This is a genomic window from Irregularibacter muris (assembly GCF_024622505.1).
Lineage (GTDB): Bacteria > Bacillota > Clostridia > Eubacteriales > Garciellaceae > Irregularibacter > Irregularibacter muris.
Genome location: NZ_JANKAS010000002.1, coordinates 47,379 through 64,751, shown reverse-complemented (window position 1 = coordinate 64,751; position 17,373 = coordinate 47,379). Strand labels below are relative to the sequence as shown.

The following is a 17,373-nucleotide window of genomic DNA, read 5'->3' as shown; positions in this document are numbered from 1 at the left end:
CCTTCTAGTTCCCTTTAAGGTCTTCTAGTCTTTTCTTCAGGCCAATAATCTCTATATAAATTTTATTAGAAGTTTCAGTGTCTTTCTCTCCATTTAAACTTTTTAGTTTTTGATTTAGTTCATCAATCTCGCTTTGAATTTTATATGTTTGTATAGTATTAATATACTCCATAATATTTTTCCCTATAAGCTCTCTATCTAATTCCTTTGTAAATATTGCTGCTACCCTTCTACTTTCCTCTTCTCTTTTAAATATATCCAATATTTGTCCGGGTATAACTGTTTCTTTATTATCCATCTTTTCAAATATTATTCTTGCTAATTTCCTATGAATTTCTTCTGTAAAGTCTTCCCATTGAATATGTTGGCTTATTTTTTGGAATAAAACCAAATCTTGCGAAAGAGCATTTAAAAGATTTTCCTCTGCCAAGACTATGGCTTTATTTTCCCTTTTTATGGGTTGATCTTTTTTATATGGAATAGTGTTCCTAATTTTTCCAGTTTTATTCTCAAGGCTATCAGTACGGATTTTCTTATTTCTAAATACTTCTGCTTTAATGGCAGCTTCATTAATCCCTGTTTCCTTTGAGACTTTCTGGATATAGGCGTCTATTTCAATCTCACTTTGAAGACTTTTTAAAATTTCTGCCACATCCCTCGTAAAATCTATTCTTCCCTCTGTGGTATTTATATTATACTTTTCCCTTAATAACAGAATTTTATATTCTACTAGGGAAATACCCTTTTTTATTTTATGAATAAATCCCTCCATTTTATGTTTTTTAATATATTCATCTGGATCCATTCCCTTGGGTAATTGTAATACTTTTACTTTACATCCCACTGAGGCAAGAACTTCTAAGGCTCTTAATGTGGCTTTTTGTCCGGCTTCATCTCCATCATAGGCAATAATGACTTCATTGGTATAGCGATTCAATAATTTTGCTTGCTCGGTGGTCAAAGCAGTACCTAAGGAGGCCACAACATTTTTCAATCCATATTGGTATAATGAAATAACGTCCATATATCCCTCTACAATAATGAGTTGTCCATCTTTTGCATGGTTTTTGGCATTATTTAAGCCATATAGGTGTTGACCTTTTGAAAATATTATGGTTTCGGGAGAATTTAGATATTTCGGAAGCTGCTGATCCAGAACTCTGCCACCAAACCCTATCACTTTATTAGTAAGATTAAATACTGGGAAAATAATTCTGTGTCTGAAGCGATCATAGAATTGATTTTGTTGGTTTTTTTTGGGGAGAACCAAACCAGATTTGGCAATATCTTCTACAGAATATTTTTTGGATAATAGGTGTTTATATAGACCTTCCCATTCATCCTTGGCATATCCTAGGCCAAATTTCGTGATTGTTTTCGTAGATATATTTCTCTTATTCAAATATACTAGGGCTTCTTTATTGCTTATTAAATTTTTATGAAAATATCTTGCAGCATCAATGTGAAGATTATATTGGATTTGTTTTTCCTCATACTTTTTTTTGTCAGCATGTCCATCTTTTTCTGGTAAAATCATCCCTACACGATTGGCAAGAAATTTTAATGCATCTACAAAACTTAAATTTTCTATATCCATGATGAAGTTTATAACATTGCCACCCACTCCACAACCAAAACAATGATAAAGCTGTTTATCTCCTGATACTGTAAAAGAGGGTGTGTTTTCAGTATGAAAGGGACATTTACCTTTAAAGCTGGATCCACTTTTTCTAAGGGAGACATATCCAGAGACAATATCTACTATATCATTGCGAGAGCGTAACTCTTCTATTAATTCTTCTGGGTATACAATAGACATCTATATCACCTTTTATCCTGATTTATTATATTATTTCGCCATTGATGTTGTTTTTCCTTCTTACTTTTCAAAAATAGAAAATCCTCAATTTTTTCTTTGTTGAGGATCTTTTATTATTATGTGAATAAGCTTTTCCAGGGATCTTTTAAAATCTACATCCTCTTCTTTTGTTCTTTTTCTTTGTTTAGTTGTCTTTACCTTCATTTTCCTTTGTTGCAAAGACAGGTATCTTTGAAGCAAATAATGATCTATATTATTTTCAGTAAATCTTTTCCCACTATTGGATAACACATAGGCTTTTTTATTTAGTGCCAAAGAAGCTAACCCATAATCCTGGGTAATTAATATATCTCCAGAGCATATTTTATTTAATATCGCCATGTCTACTGCTTGATCCTCATTATCTACTAAAATCCATTTAGAGAATATACTATAATCAGAGTAATGACTAAGGCTACAAAAATAAAAAGTTTGGATATTATATTTTAATCCAATCTCTGCAATTTCTTTTTTTACAGGACATGCATCTCCATCAATTAATATTTTCATTTTTCCCCCTATAAATGCCCATGAGTTTTCATTATTCGACATATCTATACATAATTCCTTCTTTTTATAAATATTTTTTAAACTTTCCAAGGGGCAGGAATAAAAAGTTCATAAAATTTGTTAATGGCATAGCGATCTGTCATGCCTGCAATGTAGTCTATAATAACTCTTTCTTTGGAATCTATATCCAATCTAGATGTAAATTCTTCAGGTAGATGTTCTACATTTTTTTGAAAATAATTATATAGTTCTTTTAAAATATGTTGCGCCTTTTTTTCCTCTTTTTTGGCTATGGAATCTATATATATATTTTCAAATAAAAAATCTCTTAATTGATTTGTTGCCTTTTCTACCACTGGGGACATATAAACATCACCAGAATCCATGCTATTGTTGATAATGTCTTGAATCATATGATTTATACGGTCTCCATGGCTAAAGCCCAATTGACTCAATACATCAAAGGGCAATTGTTCCTTTTTTAATACCTTTGCCCTTAGGGCATCGTCAATATCATGATTAATATAAGCTATACGGTCAGATAAGTGAACAACCCTTGCTTCTAAAGTCTCTGGTTGCCCTTCCCCAGAGTGGTGCAATATACCGTCTCTTACCTCCCAGCTTAAATTAAGCCCGTTACTTTTTTCTAGATAATCTACTACTCTTAGGCTTTGTTCATTGTGGTTAAAACCAAAGGAGCATATTTCATTTAATGTATCTTCCCCAGCATGACCAAAAGGAGTATGCCCCAAATCATGCCCCAGGGCAATGGCCTCTGTCAAATCTTCATTTAGCAGTAAGGCCCTGGCTATTGTGCGAGCTATTTGTGCCACTTCTAAAGTATGGGTCAAGCGTGTACGATAATGATCGCCCTCAGGTGCTATAAATACTTGAGTTTTATGTTTTAATCTTCTAAAAGCCTTAGAATGTATAATTCTATCACGGTCCTGTTGGAATATTGTCCTTATGGTGCATAGTTCATAGGGCCGGGTTCTTCCTTTGCTATTTACGCTCAAGGTAGCAAAGGGTGATAAAGTTTTTTTCTCCAATAGTTCTCTTCTCTCTCTAATATTCATAGCATCCCCCTCCCATTTTTCTTCTTATTTATATATATACCCTATCTTTATTCATAATCCTCTTTTTTGAGAATGAAACTCTTTAGAATTATATCCTACATTTATTAAGTTCATTCATTGGAAGATAGGAGGATGTTTTACACAGAAAAAAAGGGCCTTAAGCCCTTTTATCTTTTATTAAGAATTTGTGCCTGTGCAGCTGAAAGTCTTGCAATGGGAACTCTATAGGGTGAACAGGATACGTAGCTTAATCCTGTTTTATGAAAGAACTTTATAGATTCTGGGTCTCCTCCATGCTCACCACAGATACCAATTTTTAAATCGGGTTTCACTTTTCTACCTAATTCTACAGCCATTTCTACAAGTTTACCTACTCCCTCTTGATCAATACTTTGGAAGGGGTCTTGTTCTAATATGTCTTTTTCTACATATTCCTTCAAAAACTTTCCAGCATCATCTCTGGAGAAACCAAAGGTCATCTGGGTTAAGTCATTTGTACCAAAGGAGAAGAAGTCAGCCTCTTGAGCAATCTCATCGGCTGTCAAGGTTGCTCTAGGTACTTCTATCATTGTACCTACTAGATAGTCTAGATCCACTTCCGCCTCTTTGATGATTTCCCTAGCCGTTTCATGAATTACATCTTTTAGGTATTTTAATTCTTTTACTGTCCCTATCAAGGGAACCATGATCTCAGGCTTTATTGTTATATTGTTTTTCTTGGAAACTGCAATCGCAGCTTGAATGATAGCTTTGGTCTGCATGATTGTAATTTCAGGATAGGTTATGGCTAGTCTGCATCCCCTATGCCCTAGCATTGGATTAAATTCTTTTAAGGATTCGGCAATTTCCTTTACTTCCTCCAAGGAGATTTCTAGGTTATTCGCCAAGTCCTGCATTTCTTTTCCACTATGGGGCAAGAATTCATGTAGTGGTGGATCCAGTAGACGAATAGTTACTGGCCTTTCACCCATAGCTTCATAGATCCCTTCAAAATCTTCTCTTTGCACAGGGAGTAATTCTTCCAAGGCCTTTTCTCTTTGCTCTGTTGTCTTGGCAAATATCATTTTACGTACTGATAGAATTCTGGATTCGTCAAAGAACATGTGCTCAGTCCTACATAGTCCTATTCCTTGAGCTCCAAATTTAACAGCGGTTCTAGCATCCGCTGGTGTATCGGCGTTTGTTCTGACCAATAGGGACCTAATTTCATCAGCCCATTGCATAAGCTCACCAAAGGACCCTGATAGTGTAGGCTCTATAGTAGCAATATCTCCCCTATAGACCTTACCTGTGCTACCATCTAAGGATATAAAATCCCCCTCTGTAAATACTCTACCTTCTATTACAAATTCTCTTTTTTGTTCATTTACTTTTATGGTCTCACAGCCAGCAACACAGCATTTGCCCATTCCTCTTGCAACTACTGCTGCATGAGAGGTCATACCTCCCCTGGCGGTTAATATACCTTGAGCAGCATACATCCCTTCAATGTCTTCAGGGGAGGTTTCCTGTCTAACTAAGATAGTTTTTTCACCGTTATTGGCTGCTTCTATAATTTTTTCAGCGGTAAAATAAATTTTTCCTCTGGCTGCTCCTGGTGATGCAGGTAAACCTTGGGCTAACATTTGGGCAGCTTCTAATGCTCTTGGTTCAAAGGTAGGGTGTAGTAGTTGATCCAATTGTTTTGCGTCTATACGCAAAATAGCCTCTTCCTTTGAAATCAGTCCTTCTTCCACAAGTTCTACGGCTACACGCATGGCTGCCTCAGCTGTTCTTTTACCAGAACGGGTTTGGAGAATAAATAATTTTGATTCTTCTATAGTAAACTCTATATCTTGCATATCTCTATAGTGCTTTTCAAGAATTTCAGTGGTCTTTATAAATTGGTCATAAACTTCTGGCATCAATTGTTGTAATTGACTTATGGTTTTAGGCGTTCTGATACCCGCTACAACATCTTCTCCTTGAGCGTTTAATAAGAATTCTCCAAAGAGTTTCTTTTCTCCTGTAGAAGGATTACGTGTAAAGGCAACTCCAGTGCCACAATCATTTCCCATATTTCCAAAAACCATGGATTGAACGTTTACTGCTGTCCCTATCTCATGGGGAATTTCATTATATCTTCTATAGGCTATAGCTCTAGGGTTATTCCATGAGGCAAATACTGCTTCCACGGCCATTAATAACTGTTCCCTTGGCTCTTGAGGAAAGGCTCTACGCACTTCGCTCTTTACTATTTTTTTATATTCTTTTACAATCTCTTTTAAATGTTCTGCTGTCAGCTGAGTGTCTTCCATAAAGTTATTTTCTTCTTTGACTCTTTCTAAGATATGGTCAAATTTATATTTTGGAATGCTAAGAACAACATCAGAAAACATTTGAATAAATCTTCTATAACTATCATAGGCAAATCTTTCGTTTTGGGTTTTTTCTGCTAAAGCCAATACAGTATCGTCATTTAAACCTAGATTTAGGATAGTATCCATCATGCCGGGCATAGAGATCGCTGCACCGGATCTAACCGAAACCAACAGAGGATTCTCCTTTGATCCAAATGTCTTTCCTGTTTCTTGTTCTAGTTGGGATAGGTAAGTATATATTTCTTCTTTTATCTCCTCAGTAAGCTTTTCTCCTTTTTCGTAAAAAAGATTACATGCTTGAGTAGATATGGTGAAACCTTGGGGCACTGGTAAACCTATTCTAGTCATTTCCGCCAGATTGGCACCTTTCCCACCTAATAAGTCCTTCATCTTTGAATTACCCTCTTGAAACATATATACATACTTTTTCATTGGCCTATTTGCCTCCTCTTATGATTTCAAATATAATGGCTGCAGTTTCTTCAACTGCCCTAGAAGATACATCAATAACTGGACAGCCCAACTTTTTCATGATTGCTTCGGCATAATCTAATTCAGATAATATCCTTTCCATATTGGCATAGTTGGCATTTTCATCTAATCCTAAGGCTCTTAATCTTTCTTGTCGGATTTGATTTAGTTTTAGTGGATCAGTGGTTAACCCAATTAACTTTTTAGTAGGCACTTCATAAAGCTCTTTTGGTGGTTCTACTTCTGGTACGATGGGGATATTGGCCACTTTTAGATTTCGATTGGCGAGATACATGCTGAGAGGAGTTTTAGAGGTTCTGGATACGCCTACTAATACAACGTCAGCTTTTTTTACTCCCCTAGGATCTTTCCCATCATCGTATTTTACAGCAAATTCTATAGCTTCTACTTTTTTAAAATAATCTTCATCTAGTTTTCTATTTAATCCAGCTTCTCCTCTTGGTTGTTTGTGGGTTGTCTTTTCCATGGCTGCCAATAAGGGACTCATAATATCTACCACAGGTATATCCCATCTCTCAGCTGTCTTAACCAGATAGTCTCTAAGTTCAGGGGTAACAATGGTAAAGGCTATAACACATTTTTGTTTGAAAGCCTCTTCTATGATTTCGTCAATTTGTTCCTCATCTATAATAAAAGGAAACTTTTTTATCTCTCCTACATAGGAATTAAATTGAACAGAAGCTGCTTTAGCCACCAACTCCGCTGTTTCACCAAGGGAGTCTGATACCACGTATATTGTGGTATATTCTTTTTGCTCCATTTTCTCTCCTCCTTACTCTTTCCCAATTTTTACAAGTACTTCAGTAATGGTTGTTTTAGAAATTTTACCTATTATTTTTAGTCCTTCATTATCATTGTCATTTATTTTTTTTTCTACTACAGGCAAAGAATCAACTTCGTGATTAATAATTTTTACCGCTGCATCATAAAGGGATTCATCGGCATAAACATAAGCGATATTTGGCATCCTTGTCATAATCATAGCTACTGGCATTTTTTGTATATCATGATTGCCTATAGCTATTTTTAGAAAGTCCTTACGGGATATTATCCCCGATAAATTTTTTTCTTGATTTTGTACAAAAACGGTGCCTACATCTTCTAAAAATAGGGTTACAATGGCATCATATACTGTGGTCTCTTCAAATACAATTATTGGAAGTGACTTAACCTCTTCCACATTTAAGTTTTTCATATAGCTACCAATGGAACTTAAAATGGATTTTCCTGAATAAAAGTACCCTACTTTAGGGCGAGCATCTAAAATGCCTATCATGGTTAATATGGCTAGATCAGTCCTTAGGGCTGCCCTAGTTAAGCTAAGCTTTTCTGCAATCTGTTCACTGGTAATAGGCTGATCTTCCTTCACCATTTCAATAATTTCTTTTTGGCGACTAGATAAATCCATGATACTCACCCCCTTAAAGCTCATATATATAGCTTTTATTTGATATGTGTTATACTATTTAAAAAGATTATACTATATAGTGTACATCACATGCAAGATAATTATCATTTTTTTGTTTTTCTTTTCACTTTCTATCTCTAAATAACAAACCCCTTACTCTTGAGTAAGGGGTTTGTTATTTAGTATTTTATTTTTTCCATTAAAAATGATTCTAATTCATCTATGGAGAGACGAATTTGATCCATTGTATCTCTGTCTCTTATGGTTACGCTATTATCCTCTAGGGTATCGAAATCCACTGTTATACAGTAGGGAGTACCAATTTCATCCTGTCTTCTGTACCTCTTTCCAATACTTCCTGCTTCATCATATTGTATCATGAAGTTTTTACTTAACATTGCAAAAACATCTTGGGCTTTATCCTTAAGTTTCTTAGTTAAAGGCAGTACAGCCGCTTTGATAGGTGCCAATTGAGGATGGAATTTTAGCACATTACGGCTATCGTTGTTTTCTAACTCTTCCACATGATAAGCATCCACTAAAAATGCTAAAAGCACCCTGTCTACTCCTACTGATGGCTCTATACAATAGGGAATATATTTTTCATTGGTAGTAGGATCCATATAAGACATATCCTGTCCCGAATGATTTTGATGTTGTTTCAAATCAAAATCTGTACGGTCGGCAATACCCCAAAGTTCTCCCCACCCAAAGGGGAATTTATATTCTATATCTGTAGTAGCATTACTATAGTGGGAAAGTTCTTCTTGGCTGTGATCTCTTAATCGAAGGTTTTCCTCATCTAATCCTAGGTCAACTAGCCAGTTTTTGCAAAAGTCTCTCCAATAGGTAAACCATTCTAAATCTTCTCCAGGTTTACAGAAAAATTCTAATTCCATCTGTTCAAATTCTCTCGTTCTAAAAATAAAGTTTCCTGGGGTGATTTCGTTTCTAAAAGATTTGCCTATTTGGGCAATTCCAAAGGGCACTTTTTTCCGTGAACTTCTTTGGACATTTTTAAAGTTGGTAAATATGCCCTGGGCAGTTTCAGGTCTTAGATAAATGTCTGATTTTGAGTCTTCCACTACCCCCTGATGGGTTTTAAACATTAGATTAAATTGTCTTATATCGGTAAAGTCCCTTTTGCCACACTTAGGACAGGGGATTTGTTTATCTTCAATAAATTTTAGCATTTCTTCGTTGCTCCAACCATCAACAACGATGTCTTTCTCCTTCTCGTGCATAAAGTCCTCAATGAGTTTATCTGCTCTAAAACGGGTTTTGCATTCTTTACAGTCCATCAATGGATCATTAAACCCCCCAATGTGGCCAGATGCAACCCACACTTCAGGATTCATTAGAATAGCAGAATCTAGGCCCACATTATAAGGGCTTTCTTGAACAAATTTTTTCCACCAAGCTTTTTTCACGTTATTTTTTAACTCTATTCCCAAGGGGCCATAATCCCATGTATTTGCTAACCCCCCATATATTTCTGATCCTGGAAATATAAATCCCCTAGTTTTGGCTAAACTAACAACGTCATTCATTGTAATCTCTGTACTCATCATTTTTCCTCCCTTGCTTATATGTAAAAAAACAAAAAACAAAAACCTTCCATCCCTAAATAAGGGACGAAAGGTTTCTTCCGCGGTTCCACCCTTGTTGGCCTGATGACCCACTTCATGGTTGTACTCCAAAGCGCCCTTCATAAAAGTCTTTTGCTAGGCTTCCACCCTCTCTAGCTCGCTAAATAAAGTTTCTTTTATTACTCTTCTTTTTCATAGCACATTATTGTATTTTAAATTAAAGTATCAAAAAAAATTGGTTTTGTCAACTATTGTTTATATTTTCTGCATCGTTTTCTTTATTAAAATATTCCTTGGCCTTTTTTTCAGCCATTTTAACCATATCTTCCACTTCTTCATTGATATTGATCTTATCTTTATAGGGTCTTTCAATTTCTATGGTACATTTTGCTACAAAGGCAACGGCAGCACCTAAAGCTGTTATATAAGGCATAAATACTGCTCCAACAGCTCCAGCAGTGATGGGAATATCTAAGATCAGGTCGTTACCTTTTTTTATTTTAATGCGATTTACATTCCCCATCTTTATAATTTCTTTTAATTTTTCAACAACATCTGTACCTGCAACATTAATCTTTTCTGTCCAGACAGTCCTATTTTCTTCCAAATAAATCAGAGCATCTAATACGTCTCCATTGGTGTTTTCTAAGGCTTCTTTAGCTTCTTTATAGGTCACACCAGCTCGTTCTCTTAATATGTCGATCTTCTCCATGAACTCATCCACTGATATCATCTCCTTTCTTAGGAATATATTCCCTACTATTTATAGTATTCAAAAAATCTAAAGAGTTAAATGTCTTTTCTAAATATGTGGATACATAATGGTTCATTATTCTTTGTAACTGTTGTATGGTATTCTTGCTTTTTTGTAATTGGGCCAACTTTGATAAGGGTTGATGCAGCCCAAAGAAAAGAATTTCCTGTCCTTCCTTTGTTATGGTCATGGCATAGGGATCCATCTTCATACAGTTTGGGCAAATTAATCCTCCTAGTTTATTACTCATTCTAAAATTCCCTTGTAATTCCTTTCCACAGGAGACGCAATCTGTTAAATGAGGTGCATATCCTGTTAGAGCCATTAATTTAATTTGAAAGGTTAGTACAATAAGATCTGCATCTATTTGACTGTTATTTGCTAAGTAATTTAAGGTGTGTATAAGTAATAAAAAAAGTTTTTCTTCTTTTTCGTTTTCTTGTGTAGCTGCATTGATTAATTCGATAACATAGGAAGAATAAGTTAGTTTTTCTAAATTCATTCTTAATTTAAAAAAGGATTCTCTTAGTTCACATTGATTAATATGGGCCATATTCCTACCTTGGTAATAAATAAAATCACTATAACAAAACAGTTGAGTACAGGCTAAAAAACGATTTTTTGTTTTTCTTGCACCTTTAGCAATGGCTTGGATTTTACCATATTTTCTTGTCAATATAGTCAATATCTTATCCGCTTCTCCATAATTCACTTGTTTTATTACAATTCCTGATGTTTTGTATAATCCCATATTATATCATCCTTATATTAATGGTTCCTCCCAAGGGACACTTTCGAGAGACTCTTTCGGGTTTTCCTTTCCAACGGGAATGTCTATATCTTCATCTTGACCAAATTCTTCTTGGCCGAACTCCTTATAAAGCATATACATATCAATTTTTCCTGTTTCATAAAATGATTCCCAAAATACTTTTTTCATAATCATGTCGCCTCCCTTTTAGTCACATTTCATAAAATTAGGGTAACCCGTGCTTTTAAATCTATACCCTGTATTATTTGGTATTTTCCTTTCATTTTGTGACTAACTAGGAGATCTTTTCTAATTTAATCTATTATACTCGTTGAATTATCGAGACAAATCCTTCATTCAACAAGTACAATCATTTCATTTATTGATATCCTAAATCCTTTAATTCCCGAAGTTTATTTCTCCAGTCAGGTCTTACTTTTACCCATAATTGCAGATTGACTTTGCTACCTAATAAGTTTTCAATATCTCTTCTAGATCTGGTGCCTATTTCCCTTAGCATTTTCCCTTGTTTGCCTATAATAATTCCTTTGTGCGTGTTTCTCTCGCAATAAATGTTAACATCAATATCTAAAAGATTCTTTCCGTCTCTTTCCTGCATGGAAATGACTTCAGTGGCAATGCCATGGGGTACTTCTTGTTGTAAAAGCTGCAAAGCCTTTTCCCTAACTAATTCGGCAACAATCATACGCTCTGGTTGATCAATGATCATATCCTCGGGGAAGTATTGGGGTCCTTGGGGCATTTTTTTTGAAATTAAGTGGATTAAATTTTGTATATTTTCACTATTGCGAGCTGAAATGGGAATAATATCCTCTATTTGTTCAATCTCTTTATATAAATTGATTTTTTCTAATAATTGATCCTTGGTGAGTAAATCCATTTTATTGATTACTAAAATCACTGGCGTGTTTACCTCTTTCAGGACATCAAAAACATATTGATCGCCAGTTCCTATATACATGCTTTCATCTACCAAAAACAAAATAACATCTACTTCATTTAAAGTCTGCTTAGCTGCCTCTACCATATATTGACCAAGCTTATTTTTTGGTTTATGCATTCCTGGAGTATCAATAAAAATCATTTGGTAATCTGGTTGGGTATAAATACATCTTATGGCATTTCTAGTGGTTTGGGGTTTATTGGATATTATGACAAGTTTTTCACCCATAATTTGATTGAGCAAAGTAGATTTCCCTACATTGGGCCTGCCAATAATGGATACAAATCCCGATCGATAATCTTTATTCATTTGCTCTTGCCTCCTTGGTAACCATTAAATCTTCATCATCAAAAGCATAGGGTAGTAAATCTTTTATTTCCAGAGTCAAAACTTTACCTTCTTTGTTTTGAAAGATTAATTCAATATCTTTAGCAAATTCTTGAATCACCTGCCTGCAGATACCACAGGGATATGTATAGCTTGGGTGCTTGCTCACTACTGCTAAGGCTACAAACTGCTTATATCCTTCTGATATGGCTTTGAAAAATGCTGTCCTTTCTGCACAGTTGGTAGCACCATAGGACGCATTTTCAATATTACATCCTGTAAAGATTTTTCCCTCTTTCGTCAGTAGGGCCGCGCCTACAGGAAAGTCAGAATAGGGTACATAAGCCATTTCCATAGCTTGCTTAGCCTTCTTTAGTAAGGTTTCTCTCTTGCCTTCATCTATCTTCAAATTTTATCCTCCTCTACTTTTCTTTTACTTGAATTTTTATTTTATCAATTCTTCTTTGAGATACTTTTAATACTTTGATGAGAACATCTTCAAAATCAATGATATCTCCTTCTTTTGGTATTCTACCCAACATGTTAAAGGCAAATCCACTTATGGTTTCAAAGTCATCCTCAGGGAAATTTGTATTTAAAATTTCATTTATCTCTTCAATAGATACCCTAGAAGTAACAATTAATTCTCTCTCATTAAGAATTTGTATTTCATCTTCTTCTTCATCAAATTCATCAAATATATCACCCACAATTTCCTCTAATAGATCTTCTATGGTCACCAATCCCGCTGTACCACCATATTCATCTAAAATAATAGCCATATGCACCTTGTTTTTTTGTAATTCCTTTAACAGGTCATTTATTTTTTTACTTTCTGGAACATATATAGCCTTTCGCATTAGTGTTCTAATATTTTTTGTTTTATCCTTTTCAATAGAATAATTCAGCAAATCCTTAGCATATATTATTCCTATAATGTTGTCAATACTCTCATAATAAACAGGAATCCTTGAATAGCCTGCTTCTACAATAGTTTCCATAGCCTCTTGCAGTGAACTAGTGACTTCTAGACCGGTTATATCAATCCTTGGTATCATAACCTCTTTAGCTGTAATATCATCAAATTCAAATATACTTTTTATCATCTCTGTTTCTCTTTGATGCAATAATCCTTCCTCTTGCCCCACATTGACCAAGGTCTTTATTTCTTCTTCCGTAACAAAAGGAATGTTCTCCCGTATATTACCTCCCATTATTCTAATAAATATTTTTGTAATATAGCTTAAAATTCTGATTACTGGTGATAAAACCACTGAGAGCATTTCTAAGGGGCGTGCAACAAAAATAGCTACTTTATCTGGTTGTTGTGCCGCATAAGTTTTCGGTGTAATCTCTCCAAAGATAAGAATGGTTAGGGTCATAATGAGTGTGACTAAAACCGTGCTCCCCCCTAAATAATCCACGGTCAATTTTGTGGCTATAGCCGTCGCCCCAATATTTACAATATTATTTCCTATCAATATGGTATGAAGTACTCTATTAGATTTTCCTAATAATCGACGTACAATGTCTGCATCCTTTAGTCCCTTCTCCTTTAATTGCCTTACTTTTATGGCATTCATAGAAGATAGGGATGTTTCAGCGCTGGAAAAAAAAGATGATAATAATATAAATATAATAAGTAATGCTATTTGTATATATATTTCAATGGGCATATAAAAAGCCTCCCCTAATTCATTCAAAATACTATTGATAACTTTTTACCATGCATATCTTGGCATAGCTAATAAAATTAATCCTATTCTATTTTTATCCCTCCTTTATCTATTATTATGCTAATAAATAAGCTGAAAAATTAAAATAGTAACTAAAAGTCCTAAAATTGATCCCACAATCACCTCATAAAAATCATGGATCTTTCCTTCAATACGACTTTGGGATACCAAAAATGCCAATAAATAGGCTAAGGTGGCTACTAACATATTTTCCGTGATAAAAGTGATAGCTGTAGCCAAAGAAAAGGAGATAGCGCTATGCCCGCTGGGCATCCCTCCCACCATGTATGACCCCTCACTAAATCTGGATTTTATGGCAATAACAGCTGCGACTACAAGGATTAGGCTGACAAAGGTGAGATGACCTGGCGATTGTTGTACCTTATGGATTACATTCTTTGTCATTGGACTAAATTTATCAAAAAATAATACATAGGCTACAATCACCGAATTGATAGCCGAAACTAGCACTGCTCCTGCTGCAACATTTTTTGCAATTTTAGCTAAAGGATGGTATGTAGAAGTATATAGGTCAATCGTTGCTTCAATAGCTGTATTGATCATCTCGGAAATGATTACTAAGCATATGGTAAAAAAAAGAATGATAATTTCTACTCTACTTAAATCCATAAAAAGACTCGTCAATATAACTAATAATCCGATAGTAAAATGTATCCTCATATTCCGCTGGGTTTTTAAAGTGTAGATCAAACCAGAAATAGCATAGTTGAAACTCTCTATTATTTTTCTTACTTTCATCATAACACTCCACCTAATAAAATTATCTATTAATTTGTAATGCCTCCATAACTGCCTCTTCTTTTTCTCTCATGGCCTTTTTTTCCTCTTGGGTCATATGATCATAGCCAAGAAGATGGTATATCCCATGAACAGTTAAATAGGAAAGCTCCCTACTGAAGGAATGTCCGTATTCTTCGGCTTGCTCTAGAGCTTTAGAAATAGAAATGATAATATCCCCTAGTAGGATTTCTTCTTGGGCTTGTACCATATTATCTAAATCTTCTCTTTCAACAAGGGGAAAAGAAAGAACATCTGTGGGCGTATTTTTATTTCTGTATTCCCTATTTAATTCTTGTATTTCCTCATTACTCACAAAGGAGATGCTGACTTCCACTGGCACAATTACACCTTCTAGTTCTAAGGCTATATTGATTACCCTCTCTAATTGTTTTTCAAAATGGGAATCTATATCCTTTTCCTGCTGTCTATTATCAAAAAATACACTCATCTCAAACTTCTCCTTTCTTCTCCTTTAAATAACCTTGATGTCTAGTAAAAATATGTGAAAAGATAGTTAATTTTAGTATAACCAAAACCACTATAGATAAATTTAGATATCTCTTTAAAGAGATATCTAAATTTACTCTTTCTTTTCGTAAACTTCATAGGCTTCAATAATTTTTTGTACTAAGGGGTGGCGCACGACATCAGATTTAGTGAGATAAATAAATTCAACGCCTGGAACATTTTCTAATATTTTTGTCACTTTTTTCAATCCTGAATTTTTTCCATTAGGTAAATCTATTTGGGTAATGTCCCCAGTGACAATCACCTTTGATCCAAAACCTAAACGTGTTAGAAACATTTTCATCTGTTCAGGAGTGGTATTTTGGGCTTCATCTAAAATAATAAAGGAATCATCTAAAGTCCTTCCTCTCATATAGGCCAGAGGAGCAACCTCTATAATGCCTTTTTCTATATAGTTTTGATAGATATCTACGCCCATAATGTCATAAAGGGCATCATATAAAGGTCTAAGATAGGGGTCTACTTTTTCTTGAAGATCACCAGGTAAAAATCCTAATTTTTCTCCTGCTTCTACCGCAGGTCTTGTGAGGATAATACGACTTACTTCCTCTCTTTTAAAGGATGCCACAGCCATTGCCATAGCTAAATAGGTTTTTCCTGTCCCAGCTGGACCTATCCCAAAGATAATTTCATTTTTTTTAATGGCCTGAACATATTTTCTTTGTCCTAAAGTTTTACTACGAATTTGTTTGCCTTTAGCTGTATAGCAAATCACATCCGAAAGAGAAGAAAACTTTTCTTCCTTTCCTTCTTTTCCTAAGTTTACTATATATTCAACACTTTGTGTTGTGATGGGCTCATTGTGTTTAATACTTGCCAATAATTGATTTAGTATACTTTTTACCCGAGATACATCCTCCTCATTACCGATTATTTTAATGGAATTGTCTCGGGATAAAATCTTTACAGGATAATGTTTTTCTATAATTTTAATATTTTCATCATAATTTCCAAAAAGCTGCATTTGATATTCTAGATGTTCTATATCTATTTTTTCTTCTTTTTGTTGTTCCAAATATTTTTCCTCCCTTTGCTAGTTAATTTCTTTCATGATACTTATTTTTTCAATAGCTTCAATAAATACTTTAACCCTTGCTGTATTTTCTTTATGACTGATAATTTCAACTGTATTTTTGCTTACTTGTATATTTTCCCCTATTTCCTCTTCTATATGTTCTTTTACCTGCTTTAATGCTTTTTCTTTTATTTCCGATTCTGTTAACACCTTCTGCTCTTGCTTGGGAGAATATTTAATCTTTTTTATATATAGGGGGAATTTAAACTTTAACTTGTTAAAATCTGGTATGGTCTCTATTATTTTATCATATTTTTCATCGGATATATTCGCTTTTTTTAGGGCAAATTCTTTTTTCCCTACTACCAATAAGTTTTCGGTGGCCATTTCCTTAGTCTCTATTGCTGGGGCAACTTCAGTAGGGATATCTACAATTTCTTCATACCAAGTTTTGGCAAAAATATCTCCTCTAGCATGTACTCTTTGAATTTCCTCTTCCCCTACGGTTAACTCTCCACTAATCAGCACATCCCCTTTTCTTACCAATTGTCCTTCTGTTACTACGGCTTCTCCTCCAAAAACCAATATTTGGTGTATAATTCCATCTTTTTTTGCAACAACATGGGTAGGGGTGGTAACATCTATCATTTCAGGTGGTTGTTCTTTCTCTATAATTGCTATTTCAGCCTTAGTACCTTTTATTTCAATATTTACATAGGATAATTTGGGATTATTTAAAAGTAATTTTTCTCCTACTTCTTTTTCATCAAATTTATATTTTAATGTGCCTCTTTGTAATCCCAACTCTTTCAATTGCCCTAGGATTTCCGTCTTGGAAATGCTTTTACTCTCTTTTACTTCAACAGTCCAGATAAAAGAAGTCAAAAAATATATAAGAGCCAGTACAATAACCGCTCCTCCAACGAAAAACTTTCTTTTTCTCATTTTTCCTAGAATAAATGGTAACCCCCGTTTATCGATGATTTCCAGTCTGCAGGATGCCTTTTTTATGATATTTCTCATCCTCTTAAAATCATGCTTGCTGACTTTAATATACAAAACGGTATTGGATTCACGAAAGATATCCCATGTGAAAATTCCTTCTTTGACCACTAGATTTAAAAATTTTTCTAATGCAAAACCTTCAATTTTAATGATAACATAACCCTTAAAATAATGCCACATTTTAACAATTAGCACTGTT

At 34.5% G+C, this 17,373-nt stretch carries 17 protein-coding genes; all 17 read right to left on the bottom strand.

The genetic code is table 11. From position 1 onward, the window contains the following. Positions 1 to 4 precede the first annotated feature (4 nt). A complete protein-coding gene (gene dnaG / locus NSA47_RS02575) occupies positions 5 to 1,819 on the bottom strand; it encodes a DNA primase (RefSeq protein WP_257529331.1) in 1,815 nt (604 codons plus the stop codon). A gap of 84 nt (positions 1,820 to 1,903) precedes the next feature. Continuing rightward, entirely contained in the window at positions 1,904 to 2,368 is a 465-nt protein-coding gene (locus NSA47_RS02570) for a YaiI/YqxD family protein (RefSeq protein WP_257529330.1), read from the bottom strand. Positions 2,369 to 2,445: 77 nt separating this feature from the next. Further along, positions 2,446 to 3,444, bottom strand: a complete 999-nt coding sequence (locus NSA47_RS02565; RefSeq protein ID WP_257529329.1) for a deoxyguanosinetriphosphate triphosphohydrolase — start codon at positions 3,442 to 3,444, stop codon at positions 2,446 to 2,448. A gap of 167 nt (positions 3,445 to 3,611) precedes the next feature. Beyond that, positions 3,612 to 6,236 carry a pyruvate, phosphate dikinase gene (ppdK, locus tag NSA47_RS02560; RefSeq protein ID WP_257529328.1) on the bottom strand — a complete coding sequence of 875 codons (2,625 nt, stop codon included), beginning with the start codon at positions 6,234 to 6,236 and terminating at the stop codon, positions 3,612 to 3,614. Between the two features lie 4 nt (positions 6,237 to 6,240). After that, complete coding sequence (locus NSA47_RS02555; RefSeq protein WP_257529324.1) at positions 6,241 to 7,056, bottom strand: pyruvate, water dikinase regulatory protein; 816 nt, start codon at positions 7,054 to 7,056, stop codon at positions 6,241 to 6,243. Positions 7,057 to 7,068: 12 nt separating this feature from the next. Further along, entirely contained in the window at positions 7,069 to 7,704 is a 636-nt protein-coding gene (gene ccpN, locus NSA47_RS02550; protein WP_257529323.1) for a transcriptional regulator CcpN, read from the bottom strand. Between the two features lie 179 nt (positions 7,705 to 7,883). Beyond that, the gene (locus NSA47_RS02545; RefSeq protein ID WP_257529322.1) at positions 7,884 to 9,272 is read right to left on the bottom strand and encodes a glycine--tRNA ligase; all 1,389 of its coding nucleotides are present in this window, start codon (positions 9,270 to 9,272) and stop codon (positions 7,884 to 7,886) included. Between the two features lie 265 nt (positions 9,273 to 9,537). Beyond that, positions 9,538 to 10,005 carry a DUF4342 domain-containing protein gene (locus tag NSA47_RS02540; protein WP_257529321.1) on the bottom strand — a complete coding sequence of 156 codons (468 nt, stop codon included), beginning with the start codon at positions 10,003 to 10,005 and terminating at the stop codon, positions 9,538 to 9,540. Between the two features lie 4 nt (positions 10,006 to 10,009). Next, entirely contained in the window at positions 10,010 to 10,798 is a 789-nt protein-coding gene (recO, locus tag NSA47_RS02535) for a DNA repair protein RecO (RefSeq protein WP_257529320.1), read from the bottom strand. A gap of 12 nt (positions 10,799 to 10,810) precedes the next feature. Then, complete coding sequence (locus NSA47_RS02530; protein WP_257529319.1) at positions 10,811 to 10,987, bottom strand: YqzL family protein; 177 nt, start codon at positions 10,985 to 10,987, stop codon at positions 10,811 to 10,813. 190 nt (positions 10,988 to 11,177) lie between these two features. After that, entirely contained in the window at positions 11,178 to 12,071 is an 894-nt protein-coding gene (gene era, locus NSA47_RS02525; RefSeq protein ID WP_257529318.1) for a GTPase Era, read from the bottom strand. Next, the gene (locus NSA47_RS02520; protein ID WP_257529317.1) at positions 12,064 to 12,498 is read right to left on the bottom strand and encodes a cytidine deaminase; all 435 of its coding nucleotides are present in this window, start codon (positions 12,496 to 12,498) and stop codon (positions 12,064 to 12,066) included. Before NSA47_RS02520 ends, era begins: the two co-directional genes overlap by 8 nt. A 13-nt stretch (positions 12,499 to 12,511) precedes the next feature. Then, positions 12,512 to 13,765, bottom strand: a complete 1,254-nt coding sequence (locus NSA47_RS02515; protein ID WP_257529316.1) for a hemolysin family protein — start codon at positions 13,763 to 13,765, stop codon at positions 12,512 to 12,514. 120 nt (positions 13,766 to 13,885) lie between these two features. After that, positions 13,886 to 14,584 carry a diacylglycerol kinase gene (locus NSA47_RS02510; RefSeq protein WP_257529682.1) on the bottom strand — a complete coding sequence of 233 codons (699 nt, stop codon included), beginning with the start codon at positions 14,582 to 14,584 and terminating at the stop codon, positions 13,886 to 13,888. Positions 14,585 to 14,606: 22 nt separating this feature from the next. Then, positions 14,607 to 15,074 (bottom strand): rRNA maturation RNase YbeY, encoded by a 468-nt coding sequence (gene ybeY, locus NSA47_RS02505; RefSeq protein WP_257529315.1) that lies wholly within the window; start codon positions 15,072 to 15,074, stop codon positions 14,607 to 14,609. A 132-nt stretch (positions 15,075 to 15,206) separates the two neighbouring features. Then, positions 15,207 to 16,169 carry a PhoH family protein gene (locus tag NSA47_RS02500; RefSeq protein WP_373370297.1) on the bottom strand — a complete coding sequence of 321 codons (963 nt, stop codon included), beginning with the start codon at positions 16,167 to 16,169 and terminating at the stop codon, positions 15,207 to 15,209. An 18-nt stretch (positions 16,170 to 16,187) separates the two neighbouring features. Continuing rightward, a complete protein-coding gene (gene yqfD / locus NSA47_RS02495; RefSeq protein WP_257529314.1) occupies positions 16,188 to 17,369 on the bottom strand; it encodes a sporulation protein YqfD in 1,182 nt (393 codons plus the stop codon). Positions 17,370 to 17,373: the final 4 nt, after the last annotated feature.